Source organism: Flammeovirga agarivorans, from assembly GCF_012641475.1.
Taxonomy (GTDB): Bacteria; Bacteroidota; Bacteroidia; order Cytophagales; family Flammeovirgaceae; genus Flammeovirga; species Flammeovirga agarivorans.
Window position 1 is genome coordinate 110,564 of the sequence record NZ_JABAIL010000014.1, and the last position, 19,706, is coordinate 130,269.

The following is a 19,706-nucleotide window of genomic DNA, read 5'->3' on the forward strand; positions in this document are numbered from 1 at the left end:
TTTAACATAATAAATGTAACGCTAGCAAACAATTTACCGACGAATAATAGATTTTAACGTATTTTATAATATATCAAATTATACTACTCAATGAAAAATCTATCAATCATCATCTTATCAATCTTCACTATCACTTTCTTTAGCTGTGGAAATAATGACAACAATGAAACTCCCAATAATGGGCCTTCAATCTCAATAGATAATCAAAGTGATATACTAGAGGTTTATCCATTACAACCCATACAGCTAGATGTTTTAGCAAAAACAAATAACGGTCGTCCGATTAGCGACATCCAAACAAATGCTGATGGCAATTGTATTCAACAACAAGACACAACTCTAAATGCAAATGAAGGCTATCTAAATTATAATCAGCCTGCTCCTTATTCTAAAGGAGATTATACAATAACATTTACTGCTTATACAGATGATGGGAAAACTTCAAATATTAGTCAAAAAATAAAAGTAATAGAGGCTCCATTTATTATTGATATTGACGATAGTAATGTCCCTACTTCAGCTGCTGAAAATTCGACTTTTACACTAACAGGTACTATAAAATCAGTTTTACCTTTCAATGGAACAAGTACCTCTATTAATGTTTCTGGTCAAACAGGTATTCAATTTAGTACAAGTGTTCTTGAAGGAGCTTTTGATGCAGTAGTAGATAATAACACATCAGCTTTACCACATTCAAATAGAATTGGTTTCGAAGTTACGGATCATTCATTGGAACAAGATAGCAACGGTTATTACACTTACAACTTCAGTACAACTTATACTGTTAGTACACCAGGAGATAATTCTGAGCTACCTCAAGACAAGTTTACAATCAATATTATCTATAATTTCTTTGACTCTACAATAGGTTGTACAAGTGATAGTGAACCTATGTTTGGAACATGGTCAAAAACAGTCAATATACAATAGATTAACAGAGAGTTTACCAAATATTTATTTATAAGGTGTTCATATACAGATAGGAACACCTTATTTTTATGATGTAATTATGAATTATTTAGACATTTATAAGTGCTAAATTGTTGGTAATCAAAAAATAAAGTAATACCTTTGCCCGTCGCAAACGTTTACCCGTTTTGCGTGTTCAGGTCGAAGTATTTGCAACTATCTGTATCTCAGTAGTGTAAATGCTTCAAGTTTTAATTTTTATTAAACGAAGAATCACAGTGGATACACTCAGTTACAAAACTGTTTCAGTGAACAAAGCTACAGCTCAAAAAGAGTGGGTTTTAATCGATGCTGAAGGTAAGACATTGGGTCGTTTAGCAACTGAAATTGCTATGTACATACGTGGCAAGAAGAAGCCAAGCTTTACACCAAATGTTGACTGTGGTGATAACGTTGTAGTTATCAACGCAGAGAAAGTTAAGCTTTCTGGTAAGAAAGAGGATGAGAAGGTTTACCTTCGTTACTCTGGATACCCAGGTGGTTTAAAATCGAGAACTGCTTCAGAAATGAGAGCAAAGTTCCCTACAAGATTAGTAGAGAACGCAGTAAAAGGCATGTTGCCAAAAGGGCGTTTAGGTCGTGACTTATACCGTAACTTGTATGTTTATGCAGGTACAGAGCACAAGCACGAAGCTCAACAACCAAAGAAAATTGAACTTTAATAAGATTAAGTGATGGAAGTAATTAACACTTCAGGCAGAAGAAAGACTTCTGTAGCAAGAATTTACCTGAGTCAAGGTGAAGGAAAAATTACTGTCAACAAACGTGAGTTTGGTGATTATTTCCCATCTGAGGTTTTGCAAATCAAAGTGCAACAACCATTAGAATTGACTAATGAGTCTGGCAAGTACGATATCAACGTAAATGTGCAAGGTGGTGGTATTAACGGACAAGCTGAAGCTGTACGTTTAGCAATCTCTAAAGCTCTTTGCGAAATCAACGCAGAACACAGATTGACATTGAAACCAGAAGGTTTCTTAACTCGTGATCCTCGTATGGTGGAAAGAAAGAAGCCAGGTCGCAGAAAAGCGAGAAGAAGATTCCAATTCTCGAAACGTTAATCAAGTATTTTGCAGTTTTGCCGGTATACGATGGTCTTGTTTCAAGACTATCTGCCGCGCTGCTTAGAATACGTTTTGCAAAAAAAATCTACTTGTTAGAAGAATGAAAAATTTAGAATACAAAGAACTGCTTGATGCAGGCGTTCACTTTGGTCACTTGACCAGAAAGTGGAACCCTAAAATGGCTCCTTACATTTTCATGGAGCGCAATGGTATCCACATCATTGACCTGAACAAAACAAAGACTGCTTTAGAGCAAGCACAAAATGCTTTAAAAAATATTGTAAAGTCTGGTCGTAAGGTGATGTTTGTTGCTACTAAAAAACAAGCAAAAGACATCGTTGCACAAGAAGCGGCAAGATTAAAAATGCCTTTCGTTACTGAGCGTTGGTTAGGTGGTATGCTTACTAACTTCCAAACTGTACGTAAGTCATTGAAAAAAATGTCATCAATCGACAAATTAATGAAGTCGGATGAGTATAACTCTCTTGCAAAGCGTGAGCGTCTAATGATGCAACGTGAGCGTGAGAAGTTAGAAAGAGTATTAGGCGGTATCGCTGACCAAACTCGTCTTCCAGCAGCATTATTTATCGTTGATGTTAAGCGTGAATCTATCGCTGTAAAAGAAGCTCAAAAATTGGGTATTCCTGTATTTGCAATGGTTGATACTAACTCAAATCCTGAAGGAGTTGATTTCGTTATCCCTGCAAACGACGACGCATTCAAATCTGTAAGTGCTATCATGGGTGCTGTAGGTTCTGCGATCGAAGAAGGAATTGGCGAGCGTAAGAAAGAGCGTGACGAAGCTGCATCTGCTGCTGCTGAAGCAGAAAAGAAAGCGGCTGACGAAGCTTCTAATGAGTAATTCTTATCTCGTTTTACCTTTAAATTTTGAATAACAATGGATATTAAAGATATCAAAGAGCTTGAAGCTAAACTTCACGACTTAAAAGTGAAGCAAGGCGATATCTTCAAGCAGAAAAAAGCTGACCGTGATGCTGCAGCTCTTGAAGCTATCCGTAAGGAAGTAGCTGAGTTGAAAGCAAAAGTTAAAGAAGGCTTGGCGGTAAGAAAAGCTGCTAAATAAGTTTAGACTTATATTAGGGTTTTAAACCGAACCCGCATCGTACCAAGTACCTTGCGGGTTCGTTCGTAATAAATTCAAGGTAGTAATACTACCAATTTTTAACCTATCTTTTAAATTCTTTTAGAGATGGCTATCACAGCACAAGACGTAAAAAAGCTTCGTACTATGACAGGTGCGGGTATGATGGATTGTAAAAAAGCTTTAGCTGAGGCTGAAGGCGATATCGACAAAGCAGTTGAGATCCTTCGTAAAAAAGGTCAAAAATTAGCTGCTAAAAGAGCTGATAGAGAGACTACTGAAGGTCAAGTTTTCGTTTACACTAACGATGACAACTCTAAATCAGTTGCTTTAGCATTCGCTTGCGAAACTGAACCTGTATCTGTAAACGACGAGTTCAAAGCATTAGGTCAAAAATTACTTGACGCTGCTGTTGCTTCAGACGCTAAAACTGCTGAAGACGTTCTTGCATTAGAGATCGACGGTGCTCCTGCTACTGAAGCAATCACTGCTCTTACTGCAAAAATGGGTGAAAAAATGGAAATTAGCGGTTTCGCTAACGTTTCTGGTGCTGCAGTTGCTGCATATAAGCACGGTTCATCAATCGCGGTATTAGTTGAGCTTTCAGAAGCTGCTGACGAAACTGTATTAGAAGCTGGTAGAAACGTAGGTATGCAAGTTGCTGCTATGCGTCCATTAGCTTTATCTGCTGATGATGTAGATCCTGCAGTTATCGCTAAAGAAAAAGAAATTGGTGTTGAGCGTGCACGTCAAGAAGGTAAGCCTGAGCATATCTTAGAGCGTATTGCAGACGGTTACGTGAAGAAATTCTTAAAAGAAAACACTCTTCTTGAGCAAGCTTACGTTAAAGAGCCTAGCCAATCGGTTAAAGCTTACGTAGGTAGCGTGAAATCTGGTATGGAAGTTAAATCTTTCTTCAGAGTTTCAACTGGTAAGTAATTCATTCCGAAAGGAAATAATTATATTGAAAAGAGGTCTAATCTTCATTGATTAGACCTCTTTTTTTATTAAATGAATGGATGATAGATTGACAACAACTGGGAAAAATATTCTACAAAAAAGGACACTCTACAGAAAATAGAGTGTCCTTTTTATATATTTTGATTTATCGAATTAGTTAGACCATAAGTCTGATTCAAACTCAACTAAATCATATTTGTATTCTAAGCCTTTCATTAGGGCAATATCACCTTTAGCATCTCCATACAATAAAGCGATATCTTTATCTTGAGTATTAGAGTATTTAGTGATCTTACCATCGAATAACAATAGATCGAATGCATCTGATAAGTTTTTACTTTCAGCAAGGTTCTTATCATTGTACCATAGTGCATCTCTGTTTTCTTTGAATAAGTTTTCAACAACCTCTTTGTAAGAGAATGAAGCAACTTGTCTTTCTAGAGTACCACCGTTATTCTCAGCAGGAAGAACTAATGATAACACTTGGATGTCGTGAATCCACTTACCTCTTCTTCTATCGAATAAGATATCAACCTTTACATCCATCAAATAGATATCTTCTGGATATAATTCATCAGACGATTCAGCTACAGCTCCACCGCCAGCACTACCAGAGTCATCACCCCAGCCGCCACCGCCGCCAGTGTCACCCCAGCCGCCGCCGCCGCCGCCGCCCCAATCGTCGCCGCCGCCCCAGTCGTCACCGCCGCCTGAGTCGCCACCTAGATTAGGTTTCTTGATACGTTCTTTAAACTCATCAATTGTTAAACGTTTCTTTAAAGAATCATTTTCATATGGTCTAAGCAAACTACTCTTTACTGCATCAATCATTAGCTTAGGTAACCATCTATTCTTTGCAAAGAAAGGTTGGTTGATTTTATCATTAAGATTAACTCTATACCAAACAGTTCTTTTGAACATTATATCTGCATTACGAACAGGTCTTACAGAGTGCTTATTCCATTCACTCTCATCAATCTCCTGTGCATAAGCCACACTAGCAACGATAGTCAATGCTAGTAGAAGTAATCCTCTTAGACTTTTCATAATTAAATTCTTAGTATACTGCGATAGTTGTAATACCACCTACACCTGGTACAGTCTCTGTATTACCTTGTGAGTTTTTACGTACAACTTTTTTCACATCGATTACAATACGTACACCATCAGTTTTTGGTGCGTTTCTTAGGATATTTCCGATATCCATATCTTGCTTACCGCCAGTAAGACGAATTGGTTTACCGATTGGCTTAGTACCAAAAGCAACTGTTGCTTCCCAATCCACAACTCTATAGTTTGCCTCATCTGGTAAAGCTGCCTTAAATTCTGAATCCGCCACTGGACGAACACGTAATTTAGAAGTTTTACGAGAGATACCTTTCTTTAAATCCACACCTGGGAATTCGATTGAAGGTTTAGGTACACCACGAGTTTTGAAAGATTTAGTACCAATCTTATTACCACCACTTGTCACAGTTAAGTTTACTGACTTAGCCTTTAACGTTGGGATAATCGTTGCTACTTTACCTTTGCTCATTACTTTAGCGTTAGTTGCAGTAAATCTAGGGTTGTAAGACTCACCTAAAGCAGGTACGTCAACAACTAATTTGTTTGCAACATTTCTATATAAAGCATTTACTGTAGCTGAATTAACTGAGATAGATGGTTTTACAACCACATATTCTTCTTCAACTAGTAATGTTGTATCACCGAAAGGTGTTGTATAAGTAATAGCACCTTTCCAAGTTTGAGTTGAACGACCGTTTTTGTCATATTTTACTGGCTTTGCTGGGAACTTCACTTCACCAACACCATCTACAACTTTAATAGAACTACCGTTATACTGCATTCTTGGTTTTGCAGCTGAAGAAGACGCAGCAATAAACATTGTTGCCTCATAATCTAAACCTGCTGCTACATACTTAGATGTAGGTTTTACAACTGCAACAACTTTATCGAAAACTACTCTACCACCTACACGATCATTAAGTACTTTTAATACTTTAGTTTCATTTTGAAGAACTTCTGATGACATTTCTGAAAGAATTGCCATACAAGCTGCAGCTGGAGTTTCTTCAAATTGAATGTAAGCGAAATCTTTATTCTTGTTGTCCTTATCGTTTTTATATTGTGGCATATCCTTCGCAGGTTTCGCCAACTTACCGATCTTCTTCCAAGTCTTAGTAGTGTCAAACTTCTCAGCTACTGCATCATAATGCTTAGCTAATTCATTTAACTTCTTCTCTAAGTCGTATGCTTTACCTTTTTTCTTAGCACCTTCAACACCGATCAGGATATTACCAGGAATTTGAGTATCACTCTTTCCTTTTAATTCTCCGTTTTCTTTGCCTCCAGTTTTCTCAATGATTTCTTTTTTCAAATCATCGATATATGCGATTACTTTAGATGTTTCTTTTCTTAGAGCTTGAGCTTCAGATAAAACTTCTTTTGTAATTTCATTATTCTTCTTTGCAACTGCAGCCTCAATCGCGTGCAATTGTCTATCATTTTCTTGATGAGTAATGCCATTTGAGTTCTCTAAAGATTGCTCAATAAACATAAACTTGTCAAGTACTGTGTTACTTACGTTCAACGCAAGCATGGCCATTAGCACTAAGTACATTAGGCCAATCATCCGTTGTCTTGGTGTTTCCTTACCTCCTGCCATTAGTCTTTTAAGATTATTGTGTTAAAAAATAGACTTTGTGAAAGACTAAAATTAACCTTTCATTGCAGTTAGCATTTTACCATATACATTGTTCAACTGAGTTAAGTTAGTTGTCAATGTAGACATTTGAGTCTTGAATTTAGAAGCTTCTTTAGATGCTTCATCCATACTTTGAACAGCTGTAGCTAAATTACCGTGGAACTTGTTAATAGTCTTAAGGTGGTTGTTAGCATCCTTAAGCTCCATTTCGTATACTGCATTTAAAGCACCTAAGTTCTTAGTAATTGCTTGTACTTGAGCTTGGTGAGCTTTAGAATCAGCAGCAGTACCTTCCATAGTTTTCATTGCTGTAACTGTAGTAGAGAAAGACTTATTCAAGTCGCCCATTGATTTTGTAGCTACTTGTAAGCTTCTTGAGTACTCGTCTGACGCACCTGCTACGCTAGCAACAGATTTCATTTGACCTACTGACTTGTTTAAGTTCTCCATACCTGAACCAAAGTTCTTGAATACTTCTGGAGTTAATTTAGCGTCAGCAAGTAATTTATCCATAGCACCTAATGCTGCTAAGTCTTTTGAAGGATCTGCTTTTGCTTTCTTTTTAGGAGCAGCAGCTTCACCGCTTAATAATTCTGGATAAGCTAATTCCCAATCATAATGTTTCTCAACTGGAGGAGCTGGAGCAAATGCACCCATAAAGAATAATAATGCCTCAGTAATTAGACCCGCTGCTAAGATTGGACCACCGTTCGGTAAGTGAAGAATCTTGAACATGGCTCCAATAATTACAACTGATGCTCCTAAGTTTGTTAAGATCGGAACATACACTCTGTAGAACTTTTGTCTACCTGTTTCGTGAAAATGGCTCATTTCTGTCTGCTTAAAAATTTTCTAATTGATGTTTTTGATAATGTTGCTTACCAATAAGATGGTTATAAAACACGTTCAAACTAAATTACTAAAAATCAAATCCTGAAGATCTACCCAAGTTGATCATTACACAACGGAATCCAATATAAGATCTCGCTTGTGTCTCAAACTCGTATGATCTAGTACCTGTTTGGATGTAATAAGGAATATCTTTCCAAGATCCTCCTCTTACAATCTTCTTAGGTTCATTAGGATCTGTATAAGTTGGGTTCAAGTCCCAAACAATCGGATAACCAGCAGGGTTGTAAGCATCATCACACCACTCTGCAACATTACCTGACATATCATACAAACCAAATCCGTTAGGGAAATAAGCTGCAACTGGAGATGTATATGAATATCCATCATCATAATAGTTACCTCTACCTGGTTTGAAGTTTGCTAAAGCACATCCCTTACCATTTCTCACGTAAGGTCCACCCCAAGGGTATTTCGCCATATCAAGACCACCTCTTGCAGAATATTCCCACTCTGCTTCTGTTGGTAATCTAAATGCTGGCATTTCCGCCATACCTTGCTCTGTTCTATATCCGTTGTAGTGTCTTGTTCTCCAAGCACAGAATTCAACTGCAGCTCTTCTTGTAACACCTACTACTGGATAATCGTCAAATGCAGGATGACTGTAGTAATAGTCTTGCATAGGCTCACCCATATGGTAAGAGAAATCTTTTTCCCAAACAGTAGTGTCTGGTCTTAATTCCTCTTGAATCTGTTCGTAAGTCCAGTCTGCACTAGTATCAGATTCAGCCTCCATACCTTCAATAAATTGACGGTATTCATTGTTTGTAATCTCTGTCTCATCCATGAAGAAGCCACTAATAGTAACTTGTTTGTTCATGTTGATCATAGAGTACGTAATATCTTCATCTGCCTGTCCCATGTGGAATGTACCACCAGGAACGTTCGTCATACCGTAAGGTATAACTTGCGCATCCCATTCAGGACGGTCTTGAGAGCCTATTAACTCTCCACCATCAGAGCCGCTTCCGCCTCCTAATAGGCCGCCCCCTCCACAACTCTGAGTTAAGACAGCCAAAATGCTTAACAAACCCGTAAGCCTTTGTAATGACAAGCTTTTCATATTCTAAAAATTCTCCTCTTGGATATTATTTTGTTTCTTATCTGATAGATAGTTAATAAAATCTAATCTAGATCGATAACACTTGGTAACAAAACAAAAATGAATCCAAAAAGAGGAAATCGTAAAAAAAAATTAAAAAAGTAGGTCTATTATTCCTAAATCAATCATGTCTGTAACGTGGTGTACGTATAGCTGAAGGTGTTTTTGTACCAAACGAATTAAAACTAAATGATAGTATTATTTCATGGCTTGTTGGTGCCTTTGCAGATTGATCTTTCATCGTATAATCGAAAGCATAACCAAGGTGTAACTTTCTGCTTTTCAAAGCATATACACCTGCTAAAATACTTAAAGCTTCTATTTCTCTAATTCCTGCACCCACGTAAACCCATTCTTGTAGGTTTGCTAATAACGTAGCATCGAAGGTAAATGTGTCCAAATCTGACTTGATTAATACAGAAGGTTGTAAAATAACATTATTTGTAATATCAAAAGACATCCCGAACATTCCGTTGAAAGACATTTTCAAAGCTGAAAATGGGCTATTTTCACCACCTACAAACTCTGATGGCACCAAATGTTTCGCTGCAATACCTGCATATAATCGTTCATGTTGAAAGTATACACCTGCTGATACATCAGGAACAATTGAATTTAAAGATTGTCCTGATCTAAGAAATGGATCATTCTCATTAACAAAGCGTAAGCGTTCTTCATTTACTGAACGATCATAAACTCCTCCTCTCAAACCAAATGATAAAGTACCTTTCTTTACCGGTACATAGTAAGATACTGAAAGCTGAGCTTCCAAATTCCTCATCAAGCCTACATCATCATTTAACACATGAAAACCTACACCCAATTTTTTAGAGTTAATAGGAGCCGTTAATGAAAAAAACTGAGTATTCAGCGTCCCGGTATCATCAAAAGTACCTTCATAGCCTAACCATTGAGTACGATGAATTAGAGATGCCTCTGCATCTTCTGAAGTCATCCCTACGGCAGCAGGGTTATGAAATGGTTTAGAAAACATGTACTGTGTAAACTGAGGATCTTGTTGTGCTTTAGTTTCATAAGAGATGATAAAGAAAACAATACCGCTTAATAGTAACGCTTTGAATTGCTGCATAGCTTTAAAGTCAACAGATGTTTTGAACAAGGGTTAGATTTATGAGTAATATTTGAGTTGAATAGATGAATTCAAATCAGGTATTCAAATAATTTGAGGAGACTTTTTAAAGATTGCCCCTTATACAATTAACAAAAAAATACATTGGTTTCCATGGATTTTGAACAAAAAAAAGCACTACATCTTAATTCAAATGTAGTGCTTCAATAAAAAAGTAATTTTCTTTATAGATCATTCGCTTCTTTAATGTACAATTCAATAGCTCCTGTCATAGATGGGGCATTTGGTAATGGTGCTTCCACATCCAAATGTAATCCTGCATCTCTAACTGCAGAGGCTGTTGTAGGTCCAAACGCTGCAATACGAGTCTCTTTTTGCTCGAAATCAGGGAAGTTTGTAAACAATGATTTAATACCAGAAGGGCTGAAGAATGCAATCATATCGTAGAAGATATCGCTTAGATCAGATAGATCTGCAGCAACTGTACGATAAATAATCGCTTCATTCATCTCAATACCAGCCTCATCCATAAAGTTTGGAATATCTTCCTTTCTAATGTCTGAACAAGGGAATAAGTATTTTTCTGACTTATGTTTTTTGAACAAATCAAACATATCTCTTGCAGTTTTGTAGCCAGTAAAAAGCTTACGCTTTCTAACTACAATATACTTTTGCAGATAATTTGCTGTTTGCTCTGAAATACAGAAGTATTTCATATCTGAAGGAACCTCGACTTTTAGTTCCTTACATAATCTAAAGAAATGATCAATTGCATTTCTTGATGTGAAAATAACGGCTGTATGCTCAAGAATATTAATCTTCTGTGATCTAAATTCCTTCGCAGTTACACCTTTTACTTCAATAAAAGGGCGGAAATCAATTTTAATCCCATACTTCTCACCTAATTTATGGTAAGGAGAGTTCTGGTTTGCGGGCTCTGGCTGTGACACCAATATCGATTTTACAGCTTTCTTCACCTCTTTTCCTGCTATGTCGTTTGCCATGCTTTTTCTATATTTTTAAAAAGCCCTCGGACTTGTTTGTGAGTTATAAGAAATCAACCAATGAATACCTTTACTGCCAAAAGGGACGGAAGGAATTCAGTCGCGCAAAAATACGAAAATAAATAATTAAATCTAAGGTTTACTTGTTTAGATACAGCGATATACACTAAAAAACTCTTTAAAAAGAAGGCAATTCCAATAAAGTTTCTCATAAAATCCCATGATATATAAAATGGGTTTAACGTCCATAATACACATAAAAACAGGTAAAACAATACATAAACCCATGTCAATTTATAGAATTCTAAACTGTGTACAGAAGACACTTGAGAATTACTAAAAATATTTCCTAAAAAATAAATCACAAAGAGTCTAAAAGCTACAAATGCAAAGATTGCAAGTATAACATAGAATACATTTATAAAGAATTCTGACATGTTTCTATTCAACTCTGGAGAGTTCACTTCAGAAAGCCAAATATCTCCTTTTCCAAAGAGCATCATCGACAAGCTTCCTACCAAAGCAAATGAAAAAAGAAACATGATTAATTGAAGAGTATTCATTTTTGTATCATCCGACCTACCCAATGTAACACCTTCGAATGACTTTAAAATATTATCAGTACCAGTCTTTAATCCTCCAATTCTTGAAAAAACTCCTACTAAGACAAAAACGATAATAGACCACATCAATAACATCGATCTATAACTAGAGTCATGACGTACGATCAATCCTTCATTGAAGTTTTCTTCTTGTGTTTTCTTTGTAATTGTTCTGTAAGAATAGGGTTTATCAGCTAAATATGCTGTTGGATGATCTCCTTGTACTGTATTTACAACTATAAGAACTTCTCCAGATTTCTTTACTCGATCCAGAAGTTCATCATTATTAAAGAAGATTTTATTGTTCTTACCTTTGGCTACATCTTGCAGTTGATTATTAATAAATACTGCAGCACCATCAGGTAAGAGTATTTCAATACCCAATCCACTTAGATCTTCTACATGAAGTAACATGTAGAAATTTTTCGTAAATGGATGTTGCTCTGGCACATAAGGAACGAATCCTGACACTGCATCATCATAAATCATCCACTTATCTTCCAATGAATAAAAATTGGAGGCAAAATTCTTTGTTGAAAAGAATAGGATGATCAATAAAGAGATCTTTATTATTCTACTCATTAAATTATTTTCTATCTCTAGAATCTATAATTATCGTTACAGGTCCATCATTTAACAGCGATACTTGCATATCCGCTCCAAACTCTCCTGTTTGTATCGATTTACCTGTCAACTCCTCTAACTTTTTTATCATATCATTATACAAAGGGATGGCTTTCTCAGGAGGAGCTGCATTGATATAAGATGGACGATTCCCTTTTTTTGTACTGGCATGCAATGTAAACTGTGAAATCAATAATATATCACCATCTACATCACCTAATGCTAAATTCATTTTTCCGTTTTCATCAGAAAAAATACGCATCCCTACTATTTTCTTCGCTAACCATTCAATATCTGAAAGGTCATCTTCATGTCCAACCCCTAATAAAATGAGTAACCCTGATGTTATTTCTCCTTTTACTTCTCCTTCAATTTCTACCTTGGCAGAAGTTACTCTTTGTATAACTGCGTTCATTAGTTATGACTATTGTTATAAATTCAATACTCGAATTCCACGAATTTAATCGAATCCAACAATTTTTTTTAATCTTGATTTATTTTTGATTAAAATAGTGGTATAAACTTTGATGATTTTTTAAATTATTCAGATTAAACGATAACTAAACAGTATTTTCATACTCGGTTTAAAATAAAAAGCAAAATTTTAAGTTATACGTATATCAACTCCAAAAAAGAGAAAATTATTTTACCATGAGAAGGATCTTCATATTACTCCTAGTTGCATTTAGTGTTGTTGCTTTTGACAACGATGCTTTCGCCCAAAAGAAAAAGAAAAAAGACAAAGGCGGTAACGATAAAAAGTCTGAGAAGAAAGAAATTAAAGAATGGAAAAAGAAGCTTAAAGAAACTGATCCATTAAAATTTAGAGATATGACACAGGAGCTAAACACTTTACGTGGTCAAGCTTCAGGCTTAAAAGCTGAGATCTCTAAACTAGAACAAGAAAAAGAGACTTTTAATCAACAATTAAAAGAAAAGGACAACGAGATTGCAGACTTAAAAGCTGAGTTAGCAAAACTGAAGAAGAAAATGGACAATAATGTGTCTGCTTCAGGAGATGATTACACTAAAGGAGTTGTTTACAAAGTACAAGTTGGTGCTTTCAAAAATAGAGACCTTTCTAAATTCCAAGATAAAGGTAATTTCTGGATGGAAGATCAAGATGGTTTAAAGAAATACACTATCGCTTACTTCCGTGATTATGGAGAGGCTGATCAATTTAAAAAGTACATGAGAGCAATGGGTGTAAAAGATGCATGGATCGTTGCTTATGAAGATAATACACGTAAGGACATTAAGGATGTTCAACGTAAAAGTGGTAGATAATTAACTGTTTAAAATCTTTCACTTTAAAAAAGCCCTTAGAAGTTTATTTCTAAGGGCTTTTTTGTATCTTAATTGTGATACTTAAATAATGACCTATGGCAAAAAAAGTAAACCTAAATATTGAAATTGTTGCTTACAATGATATTTCTGAATTAAGTGAAAGCGACAGAAACCTTTTATCATTAGCTGAAGACGCTACTCATCGTTCGTATGCACCTTATTCAAATTTTAATGTCGGAGCTGCATTACTTCTTGAAAATGGTGAAATCATTTCGGCGAATAATCAAGAAAATGCCGCCTACCCATCAGGTATGTGTGCAGAAAGGAATGCGATATATTATGCAGGAGCTACTTATCCCAATGAAAAAATATTGACAATTGCCATTGCAGCAAGAAAAGGTGAAGAAACGAGTTTTATTCCAATATCACCTTGTGGATCTTGTAGACAAGCAATGTTAGAATATGAAGTAAAACAAGACCAGCCTATTCGCTTAATAATGAAAGGACATAAGGAAATTTTTGAGTTACACTCTATTTCCGATCTCTTACCATTTAAGTTTACTCAAAAAGACTTATTTGAATAAAATCACCTTCGGGCTGATAAACGTTTCATTACTTGATCCCCAAAATCAGCCTGACTTGCCTTCTTATAATACTTTTTTCTATTGTTTTGATCTCCTTCAATCTCGAAAATTGTAGTGAGATAAGCATACAGGAACGGTTTTATATAGTTTTGCCTTGTTGTTAGATGTGTAAGATCTTCTTCTACACCTAACAACATTTTTTTTGCCTCATCATAATCATGCATTTCATAAAACCTCATGCCCTCTATCATTTGTCCTGCTAAAATATAAAATGAGTCTGTTGATACCTGCAACACACTTATCTTCTCCACAGCATTTGAATCATTTAATGCATCAAAACCCGACATCACCAATAAGGATTCGTAAATAAACCACTGATTTTCTTGATATTTACTCATCAAATCTTTGGCTAAATCAATAGATTGTTGGTCTTCTATATGTAGATAAATCCACATCAAATACCTATGTGATTCCGCAGAAGTAAATACTCCCGTTTTCATTGCATTAGTTAATTGCTCTATTCCTTTTGTTTTATCTCCAGGAGGAAAAAAGCTTAAAAAAGGCTTATAAATAGGATGTTTTTCCGGATAAAACTCTCTGTAAAAATTATATATACCAGAGGAGAAATTAAACTCAGGTAAAGAATCTGTTAAAGTCATTCCAACTCTAGTTAAAGAGTATACACTTCTTGCCTCAGAAACAGCTTTCCAGGTAGAACCAATATAATTATATGTTCTAGCTTTTATGCTTTTTGCTAATAACATAAAGAATATACTTTCTTCATCATCTTCCTGTTCGTCTAATCGATCTTCACACAACTCAACACAATCGTCTAAGTAAGTAAACATTTTATCAATTTGATCTTCATTTTGGTAGTCAAAAGGTGTAATGTCCCAATACACTCTCATGGCTTTCAATAAAGGTAATGAAGGATGTTTTGGCATGAGATCTTCGTAAACAGACAACAAACTATCTGTTTTTACAAAGTTCCAATGGTACATCTGATCCATGGTTTCTTCTGCCAATCTTAATGCTTCTTCATTCTGCCACAATAATTTATATGATTGAGCATTTAAAGTTGTAAATAAGAATAAAAATTGGAGGGTTAAATATAATCTTCGCAACATAAAAGAGTATTGATCGTCATTATACTAGGTTTTTATCGTAATTTAGCGAGAGCAACAAGATTCCCCCACTAATCATATTAATTAATATAATAAATCTTGTTTCATCTTCTTTCAGATGTAAATCAAAAACATGACAAAAGGCAAAAAAAAGAATAAAAAAGAGAATTCGAGAGCAAAAAAGAAGTTTCAAAAAAGAAGTAGTATCAATACACAAACGATACAGAACATTATCAATCTACTTAATTCAAGTCCTGAAACTGGTTTTAGCTTAAGACAAATCGTAAAAGAGGTCAGAATAAAAAGTCAGACGGATAAAGACAAATTAAAATATATACTTGCACAATTAGCTCAAGAAGGAAAAGTTCTTTTAAAAGGAAAGAAGTATCAGTCAATAACGCTTGAAGAAGAATTAGCGAATACAAGAACTGCTACTGTTGACTTTGTCAACCCAAAGTTTGCCTTTTTGATCGTTGATACTAAAGAAGGAGAAGAACCTATCGAAGACATCAGAATTGTTCTACCTAACATGAACAGAGCACTGCATGGCGATAAGGTTGAATACACTACTTTTTACAATAAGCAGAGAAAAAGAACAGAGGCGAAAATCACGAAAATTCTAAAAAGAGAACGTGATGAATTTGTAGGGCAACTACAAGTTTCTGAAAAGTTTGCCTTCGTTGTTCCTTCTGAAAGGAAAATGTTCTTTGACTTCTTTATACCAAGAGAAAAAGTTGGTGAGGCTGAAAATGGTGACAAAGTAATTGTCAAAATGACCCAATGGAAGCCAAATGATAAATCTCCTACTGGTAAAATCATTAAAATTTTAGGTAAGTCAGGTGATAATGACACTGAAATTCACTCTATCATGTTTGAATTCGGTTTACCATTTGAATTCCCTAAGGAAGTTGATGCTGAGGCCAACACTATTCCAGATGAAATCCCTGAGGAAGAAATCAAAAATAGAAAAGACTTCAGAGATCGTACAACTTTCACGATTGACCCTGTAACGGCAAAAGACTTTGATGATGCATTGTCTATCCGTAAAATGAAGAATGGTCATTATGAAATCGGTGTTCATATTGCCGATGTTTCTCATTATGTAAGACCAGGATCATTACTTGAAGAAGAAGCTTTCAAAAGAGCAACATCAGTATATCTAGTAGATAGAACTGTTCCAATGCTTCCAGAGAAGCTTTCGAATGGCTTGTGCTCATTAAACCCTCATGTCGATCGTCTAGCTTTTGCAGCTATTTTCGAGATGGATGAAGAAGGAAAAGTATATAAACAATCTTTTGGTAGAACAGTCATACATTCTAATCGACGTTTTTCTTACGAAGAAGCTCAAGAAAGAATTGAGACTAAAGAAGGAGATTACCAAGAAGAAATCAATATTCTAAATGGTATCGCACACAAACTAAAAGATGTAAGGTTCAAAAATGGAGCAATCTCTTTTGAATCTGTCGAATTGAAGTTTGACCTTGATGAAAATGGAAAACCAACTGGTTTGACTCCAAAAATCAGAAAGGATGCTCATAAAATGATTGAAGAGTTTATGCTACTAGCGAACAAGAGAGTAGCAGAATCTATCTTCAGAAAAAAGCAAGATGGCAAACCAATGACAATGGTATACCGTGTACACGGTGATCCTGACCCCGAGAAATTAGCTCAGTTTGCATCATTTGCTAAGCGCTTTGGTTATGATTTAGATCTGAACGAAAAGAAAATTGCGTTCTCATTAAATAACCTGACTGGAGAAGTAGAAGGAAAACCAGAACAAAATATCATTGAGCAGCAAGCGATCCGAACAATGGCAAAAGCTGTGTATACAACAGCTCCAGAAGGACATTACGGTTTAGGATTTGCTCATTATACTCACTTTACATCACCAATTCGTCGTTATCCTGATGTAATGGTTCACAGACTACTTCAACATTACCTTGATAAAGGTAAATCTGCTGATGAAAATGAGTTCGAAGATCGTTGTAAACATTCTTCAGCAAGAGAAAAAGTAGCTGCCGATGCAGAAAGAGCTTCCATTAAATACAAGCAAGTAGAATTCATGTCAGAATTCTTAGGTGAAGAAATGGAAGGTACTATCTCTGGTCTGACTGATTGGGGTATGTTTATCGAATTAAAGGACACAAGATGTGAAGGCCTAGTACGATATTCATCAATGTTAGCTGATCAATATATTTTTGATAGTGAAGAGATGATCGTAAAAGGTGTGAAGTACAAAGAGACTTTCCAATTAGGCGATCCTGTTAAGGTAATCGTTAAAGAAACTAATATTGAAAAACGTTCGATTGATTTCGAATTAGTATAACATAAAAAATCAAGTTATGTCATTAACTACCAATGTAATTTTATCTCACGAACAGATCGTACAAAAAATCCGTCGTATTGCATTTGAAGTATATGAAGACAACTTTGGGGTAAAAGAAATTGTCTTCGCAGGAATAAAAGGAACTGGTTATAGCTTTGCTGAATTATTAAAAGGAGAGTTTGACAAGATTGCTTCAATTCCTTCTGATATTACAAAAATTACTATCGACAAAACGGCACCATTACAAACTTTTATTGAGGTAGATAAAGACCTCAAAGAAATGGAAGGTAAAGTGATTATCATTGTCGATGACGTGTTAAATACTGGACGTACATTAGCCTACAGTATTAAACCATTTTTAGGAATTAAAATTGACAAATTACAGGTAGCTGTTCTTGTTGATAGAGGGTATCATAAATTCCCTGTAATCCCAAGTTTTATTGGATATGAATTATCAACAACCGTAAAACAAAATGTTGAAGTAGACCTATCAGATCAAATTCGTTTTTCTGTTACTTTAACTTAGTAATTACAACAAGAAACATATTCATAAAGCACTAGAATACAATAAGTTCTAGTGCTTTTTTATTTATATAATTTAGACCAATTCAAAACAATGTTTAACTAAAAACAATCTAAATATAAACTAACTTTTAACCTTAAAATATCGACTTATAGATAGTAAAAAATACAAGGTGAACTGCTACATTTGAGAACATAGAAAACAAACCAAGGTTAAACCTAAACTATTTTCAAATTATGTCTATTAGATTATCATCAAATTGTAAAAGCTGTGCTGAGCTAGCTGAATCGTTAACATGCAATGTTCACAATGTAAAAGTAAATGAAAAATATACATGTGATAGCTTTTCAAATGCATCTGAATTAATCAATGCTATACAGTGTACTAACTGTACTTTCTTTAAAAAAGACGATTGTTCAAAACCTGCTCAAGCAACTGAAGGTATGCTATGTTCAGATTGGGCACCTGCTGATGTGTAACCAATTAAGGTTTACATGAAAAAGTCCAATGTATATTAAATACATTGGACTTTTTTTATTTCCCAAGTAAAAATACAAGTGGAATATCTAATCTACTTTGCCAGGCTCTTTCAGAGTGATTCTGACCTTCAAATTTCTTTGTTATCCAATTTGATGAGCTAAACCCTTTCTCTTTCATCACCTCATCTATTCTCAACTGGTATGGTTCATACTGAGAATCCAAAGTCTCTGTACCATAGTCAAAATAGATTTTATGTGTTTTAGGATCTGGTAGATGTGTTTTTGTATAATTTATTATACCATCAGTGATTTTTTTGTTTTCATCAGCAGTAAATGCCTCTGCATACACCATTGGCCAATGTGTTGATAGACAACCCGCACCTCCAAATACCTCTGGATATTCACAGATTGCATAAAGAGAGATTAAGCCCCCCATACTAGAACCCATTACAAATGTATGTTCTCTATCTGTATAAGTTGAATAATTACTATCAATATAAGGTTTAAGTTCTGATGTTAAGAACTTCAAGTAATTATTAGAAATCATCTTTCCTGCAAGACGCTTATCTTTAATTTTAATAAGTAATTCATCATCTAAACCACTAATTGCTTCTTGAGGTAAATACTCAGAGGAACGGTACTTCCCATTATTAGGTACCGCAACAACAATCACATCTTCAATTTTCTTTTCCTTTAAAAGATTTGTGATGTGTTCATCTACCATCCACTCTTGCTTATTCCAAGTAACAGTAGAATCGAATAACATTAGGCCATCATGCATATATAAAACTGCATACTTATTCTCTTTTGAATAACCATCAGGTAAATACACATCAACTGAACGAGAATCAATATACTTAGATTGGAAGTCTGGTATTCTATCGATTTTACCAGCGGCTAGTTTAGGCATCTTTGAAGCATCGGCAGCCCCTAATCCTAATTTTTTTTCTGATTGACTTTTTTGTGGTTTAGAACAACTAAGTCCTACCACCATTACTAATAAATAGAGTAGTATTCTTTTCATTTTCTTGATTGATAATTTCTGACGAATATAATTAATTAGGGGTAAGAAAAGTAGCAATGTAACTTTAATTAATAATAAGGTTTACAATTTCTTATTAAAAAATTCTTGATATACAAAAAAAGGTTAGTCAACATCTTGTGTTAACTAACCTTCTGTATTTAATGAATGTGGCGCCGACTTACTCTCCCGGGGGTTAACCCAGTACCATCAGCACTGTAGGGCTTAA

Annotated in this window: 21 protein-coding genes; 11 read left to right on the forward strand and 10 right to left on the reverse strand. The window is 35.1% G+C overall.

Annotation, left to right across the window (positions count from 1 at the left end):
- Positions 1-90: 90 nt before the first annotated feature.
- The 6 genes from HGP29_RS26215 to tsf all read left to right on the forward strand — a co-directional run bounded on the left by HGP29_RS26215 (position 91) and on the right by tsf (position 4,074).
- A complete protein-coding gene (locus tag HGP29_RS26215) occupies positions 91-930 on the forward strand; it encodes a hypothetical protein (protein WP_168885437.1) in 840 nt (279 codons plus the stop codon).
- Between the two features lie 257 nt (positions 931-1,187).
- A complete protein-coding gene (gene rplM / locus HGP29_RS26220) occupies positions 1,188-1,631 on the forward strand; it encodes a 50S ribosomal protein L13 (protein WP_168885438.1) in 444 nt (147 codons plus the stop codon).
- Positions 1,632-1,643: 12 nt separating this feature from the next.
- On the forward strand, positions 1,644-2,030 hold the full coding sequence (gene rpsI, locus HGP29_RS26225; protein ID WP_168885439.1) for a 30S ribosomal protein S9: 387 nt from the start codon (positions 1,644-1,646) through the stop codon (positions 2,028-2,030).
- A 103-nt stretch (positions 2,031-2,133) separates the two neighbouring features.
- Positions 2,134-2,895 carry a 30S ribosomal protein S2 gene (gene rpsB / locus HGP29_RS26230; RefSeq protein ID WP_168885440.1) on the forward strand — a complete coding sequence of 254 codons (762 nt, stop codon included), beginning with the start codon at positions 2,134-2,136 and terminating at the stop codon, positions 2,893-2,895.
- 36 nt (positions 2,896-2,931) lie between these two features.
- A complete protein-coding gene (locus HGP29_RS26235; RefSeq protein WP_168885441.1) occupies positions 2,932-3,117 on the forward strand; it encodes a hypothetical protein in 186 nt (61 codons plus the stop codon).
- A gap of 126 nt (positions 3,118-3,243) precedes the next feature.
- Positions 3,244-4,074, forward strand: coding sequence for a translation elongation factor Ts (tsf, locus tag HGP29_RS26240; protein ID WP_168885442.1), 831 nt, complete (start codon positions 3,244-3,246; stop codon positions 4,072-4,074).
- A 174-nt stretch (positions 4,075-4,248) separates the two neighbouring features.
- On the opposite strand, the gene HGP29_RS26245 is transcribed toward tsf, so the two are convergent.
- The 8 genes from HGP29_RS26245 to dtd form a co-directional block, all read right to left on the reverse strand.
- Positions 4,249-5,142 (reverse strand): gliding motility protein GldN, encoded by an 894-nt coding sequence (locus HGP29_RS26245; RefSeq protein ID WP_168885443.1) that lies wholly within the window; start codon positions 5,140-5,142, stop codon positions 4,249-4,251.
- A 10-nt stretch (positions 5,143-5,152) separates the two neighbouring features.
- Positions 5,153-6,763: a type IX secretion system motor protein PorM/GldM gene (gene porM, locus HGP29_RS26250; protein ID WP_168885444.1), complete on the reverse strand. Its 1,611-nt coding sequence runs from the start codon at positions 6,761-6,763 to the stop codon at positions 5,153-5,155.
- Positions 6,764-6,814: 51 nt separating this feature from the next.
- Complete coding sequence (gene porL / locus HGP29_RS26255; protein ID WP_168885445.1) at positions 6,815-7,633, reverse strand: type IX secretion system motor protein PorL/GldL; 819 nt, start codon at positions 7,631-7,633, stop codon at positions 6,815-6,817.
- Between the two features lie 88 nt (positions 7,634-7,721).
- Positions 7,722-8,774 carry a T9SS ring complex lipoprotein PorK/GldK gene (porK, locus tag HGP29_RS26260; protein ID WP_168885446.1) on the reverse strand — a complete coding sequence of 351 codons (1,053 nt, stop codon included), beginning with the start codon at positions 8,772-8,774 and terminating at the stop codon, positions 7,722-7,724.
- A 160-nt stretch (positions 8,775-8,934) separates the two neighbouring features.
- On the reverse strand, positions 8,935-9,903 hold the full coding sequence (locus HGP29_RS26265) for a PorP/SprF family type IX secretion system membrane protein (RefSeq protein WP_168885447.1): 969 nt from the start codon (positions 9,901-9,903) through the stop codon (positions 8,935-8,937).
- 224 nt (positions 9,904-10,127) lie between these two features.
- Positions 10,128-10,907: a uroporphyrinogen-III synthase gene (locus HGP29_RS26270; protein ID WP_168885448.1), complete on the reverse strand. Its 780-nt coding sequence runs from the start codon at positions 10,905-10,907 to the stop codon at positions 10,128-10,130.
- Positions 10,908-10,960: 53 nt separating this feature from the next.
- Positions 10,961-12,091, reverse strand: coding sequence for a DUF4271 domain-containing protein (locus HGP29_RS26275; RefSeq protein WP_168885449.1), 1,131 nt, complete (start codon positions 12,089-12,091; stop codon positions 10,961-10,963).
- Positions 12,092-12,095: 4 nt separating this feature from the next.
- Entirely contained in the window at positions 12,096-12,548 is a 453-nt protein-coding gene (dtd, locus tag HGP29_RS26280; protein ID WP_168885450.1) for a D-aminoacyl-tRNA deacylase, read from the reverse strand.
- Positions 12,549-12,784: 236 nt separating this feature from the next.
- Between dtd and HGP29_RS26285 the strand changes: the two genes are divergently transcribed.
- Both HGP29_RS26285 and cdd read left to right on the forward strand, forming a co-directional pair.
- Positions 12,785-13,420 carry an Ezrin/radixin/moesin family protein gene (locus HGP29_RS26285; RefSeq protein WP_168885451.1) on the forward strand — a complete coding sequence of 212 codons (636 nt, stop codon included), beginning with the start codon at positions 12,785-12,787 and terminating at the stop codon, positions 13,418-13,420.
- 95 nt (positions 13,421-13,515) lie between these two features.
- Positions 13,516-14,004 carry a cytidine deaminase gene (gene cdd, locus HGP29_RS26290; protein WP_168885452.1) on the forward strand — a complete coding sequence of 163 codons (489 nt, stop codon included), beginning with the start codon at positions 13,516-13,518 and terminating at the stop codon, positions 14,002-14,004.
- 2 nt (positions 14,005-14,006) lie between these two features.
- On the opposite strand, the gene HGP29_RS26295 is transcribed toward cdd, so the two are convergent.
- Positions 14,007-15,131, reverse strand: a complete 1,125-nt coding sequence (locus HGP29_RS26295) for a hypothetical protein (protein WP_168885453.1) — start codon at positions 15,129-15,131, stop codon at positions 14,007-14,009.
- 130 nt (positions 15,132-15,261) lie between these two features.
- Here HGP29_RS26295 and rnr point away from each other — a divergent pair, with 130 nt between their 5' ends.
- The 3 genes from rnr to HGP29_RS26310 all read left to right on the forward strand — a co-directional run bounded on the left by rnr (position 15,262) and on the right by HGP29_RS26310 (position 18,456).
- Positions 15,262-17,454 carry a ribonuclease R gene (gene rnr, locus HGP29_RS26300; protein WP_168885454.1) on the forward strand — a complete coding sequence of 731 codons (2,193 nt, stop codon included), beginning with the start codon at positions 15,262-15,264 and terminating at the stop codon, positions 17,452-17,454.
- A 16-nt stretch (positions 17,455-17,470) separates the two neighbouring features.
- Positions 17,471-17,980, forward strand: coding sequence for a phosphoribosyltransferase family protein (locus HGP29_RS26305; RefSeq protein WP_168885455.1), 510 nt, complete (start codon positions 17,471-17,473; stop codon positions 17,978-17,980).
- Positions 17,981-18,213: 233 nt separating this feature from the next.
- On the forward strand, positions 18,214-18,456 hold the full coding sequence (locus HGP29_RS26310) for a hypothetical protein (protein WP_168885456.1): 243 nt from the start codon (positions 18,214-18,216) through the stop codon (positions 18,454-18,456).
- A 55-nt stretch (positions 18,457-18,511) separates the two neighbouring features.
- Here the strand turns inward: HGP29_RS26310 and HGP29_RS26315 are convergent, their stop codons facing one another.
- Positions 18,512-19,480, reverse strand: a complete 969-nt coding sequence (locus tag HGP29_RS26315; protein ID WP_168885457.1) for an alpha/beta hydrolase — start codon at positions 19,478-19,480, stop codon at positions 18,512-18,514.
- Positions 19,481-19,706 lie beyond the last annotated feature (226 nt).

Excerpts from the sequence above, each read along its gene's own strand:
- HGP29_RS26215 (WP_168885437.1), top strand. The coding sequence starts at position 91 with ATGAAAAATCTATCAATCATCATCTTATCAATCTTCACTATCACTTTC.
- rpsI (WP_168885439.1), top strand. The coding sequence starts at position 1,644 with ATGGAAGTAATTAACACTTCAGGCAGAAGAAAGACTTCTGTAGCAAGA.
- rpsB (WP_168885440.1), top strand. The coding sequence starts at position 2,134 with ATGAAAAATTTAGAATACAAAGAACTGCTTGATGCAGGCGTTCACTTT.
- HGP29_RS26235 (WP_168885441.1), top strand. The coding sequence starts at position 2,932 with ATGGATATTAAAGATATCAAAGAGCTTGAAGCTAAACTTCACGACTTA.
- tsf (WP_168885442.1), top strand. The coding sequence starts at position 3,244 with ATGGCTATCACAGCACAAGACGTAAAAAAGCTTCGTACTATGACAGGT.
- HGP29_RS26245 (WP_168885443.1), bottom strand. The coding sequence starts at position 5,142 with ATGAAAAGTCTAAGAGGATTACTTCTACTAGCATTGACTATCGTTGCT.
- porM (WP_168885444.1), bottom strand. The coding sequence starts at position 6,763 with ATGGCAGGAGGTAAGGAAACACCAAGACAACGGATGATTGGCCTAATG.
- porL (WP_168885445.1), bottom strand. The coding sequence starts at position 7,633 with ATGAGCCATTTTCACGAAACAGGTAGACAAAAGTTCTACAGAGTGTAT.
- porK (WP_168885446.1), bottom strand. The coding sequence starts at position 8,774 with ATGAAAAGCTTGTCATTACAAAGGCTTACGGGTTTGTTAAGCATTTTG.
- HGP29_RS26265 (WP_168885447.1), bottom strand. The coding sequence starts at position 9,903 with ATGCAGCAATTCAAAGCGTTACTATTAAGCGGTATTGTTTTCTTTATC.
- HGP29_RS26270 (WP_168885448.1), bottom strand. The coding sequence starts at position 10,907 with ATGGCAAACGACATAGCAGGAAAAGAGGTGAAGAAAGCTGTAAAATCG.
- HGP29_RS26275 (WP_168885449.1), bottom strand. The coding sequence starts at position 12,091 with ATGAGTAGAATAATAAAGATCTCTTTATTGATCATCCTATTCTTTTCA.
- dtd (WP_168885450.1), bottom strand. The coding sequence starts at position 12,548 with ATGAACGCAGTTATACAAAGAGTAACTTCTGCCAAGGTAGAAATTGAA.
- HGP29_RS26285 (WP_168885451.1), top strand. The coding sequence starts at position 12,785 with ATGAGAAGGATCTTCATATTACTCCTAGTTGCATTTAGTGTTGTTGCT.
- cdd (WP_168885452.1), top strand. The coding sequence starts at position 13,516 with ATGGCAAAAAAAGTAAACCTAAATATTGAAATTGTTGCTTACAATGAT.
- HGP29_RS26295 (WP_168885453.1), bottom strand. The coding sequence starts at position 15,131 with ATGTTGCGAAGATTATATTTAACCCTCCAATTTTTATTCTTATTTACA.
- rnr (WP_168885454.1), top strand. The coding sequence starts at position 15,262 with ATGACAAAAGGCAAAAAAAAGAATAAAAAAGAGAATTCGAGAGCAAAA.
- HGP29_RS26305 (WP_168885455.1), top strand. The coding sequence starts at position 17,471 with ATGTCATTAACTACCAATGTAATTTTATCTCACGAACAGATCGTACAA.
- HGP29_RS26310 (WP_168885456.1), top strand. The coding sequence starts at position 18,214 with ATGTCTATTAGATTATCATCAAATTGTAAAAGCTGTGCTGAGCTAGCT.
- HGP29_RS26315 (WP_168885457.1), bottom strand. The coding sequence starts at position 19,480 with ATGAAAAGAATACTACTCTATTTATTAGTAATGGTGGTAGGACTTAGT.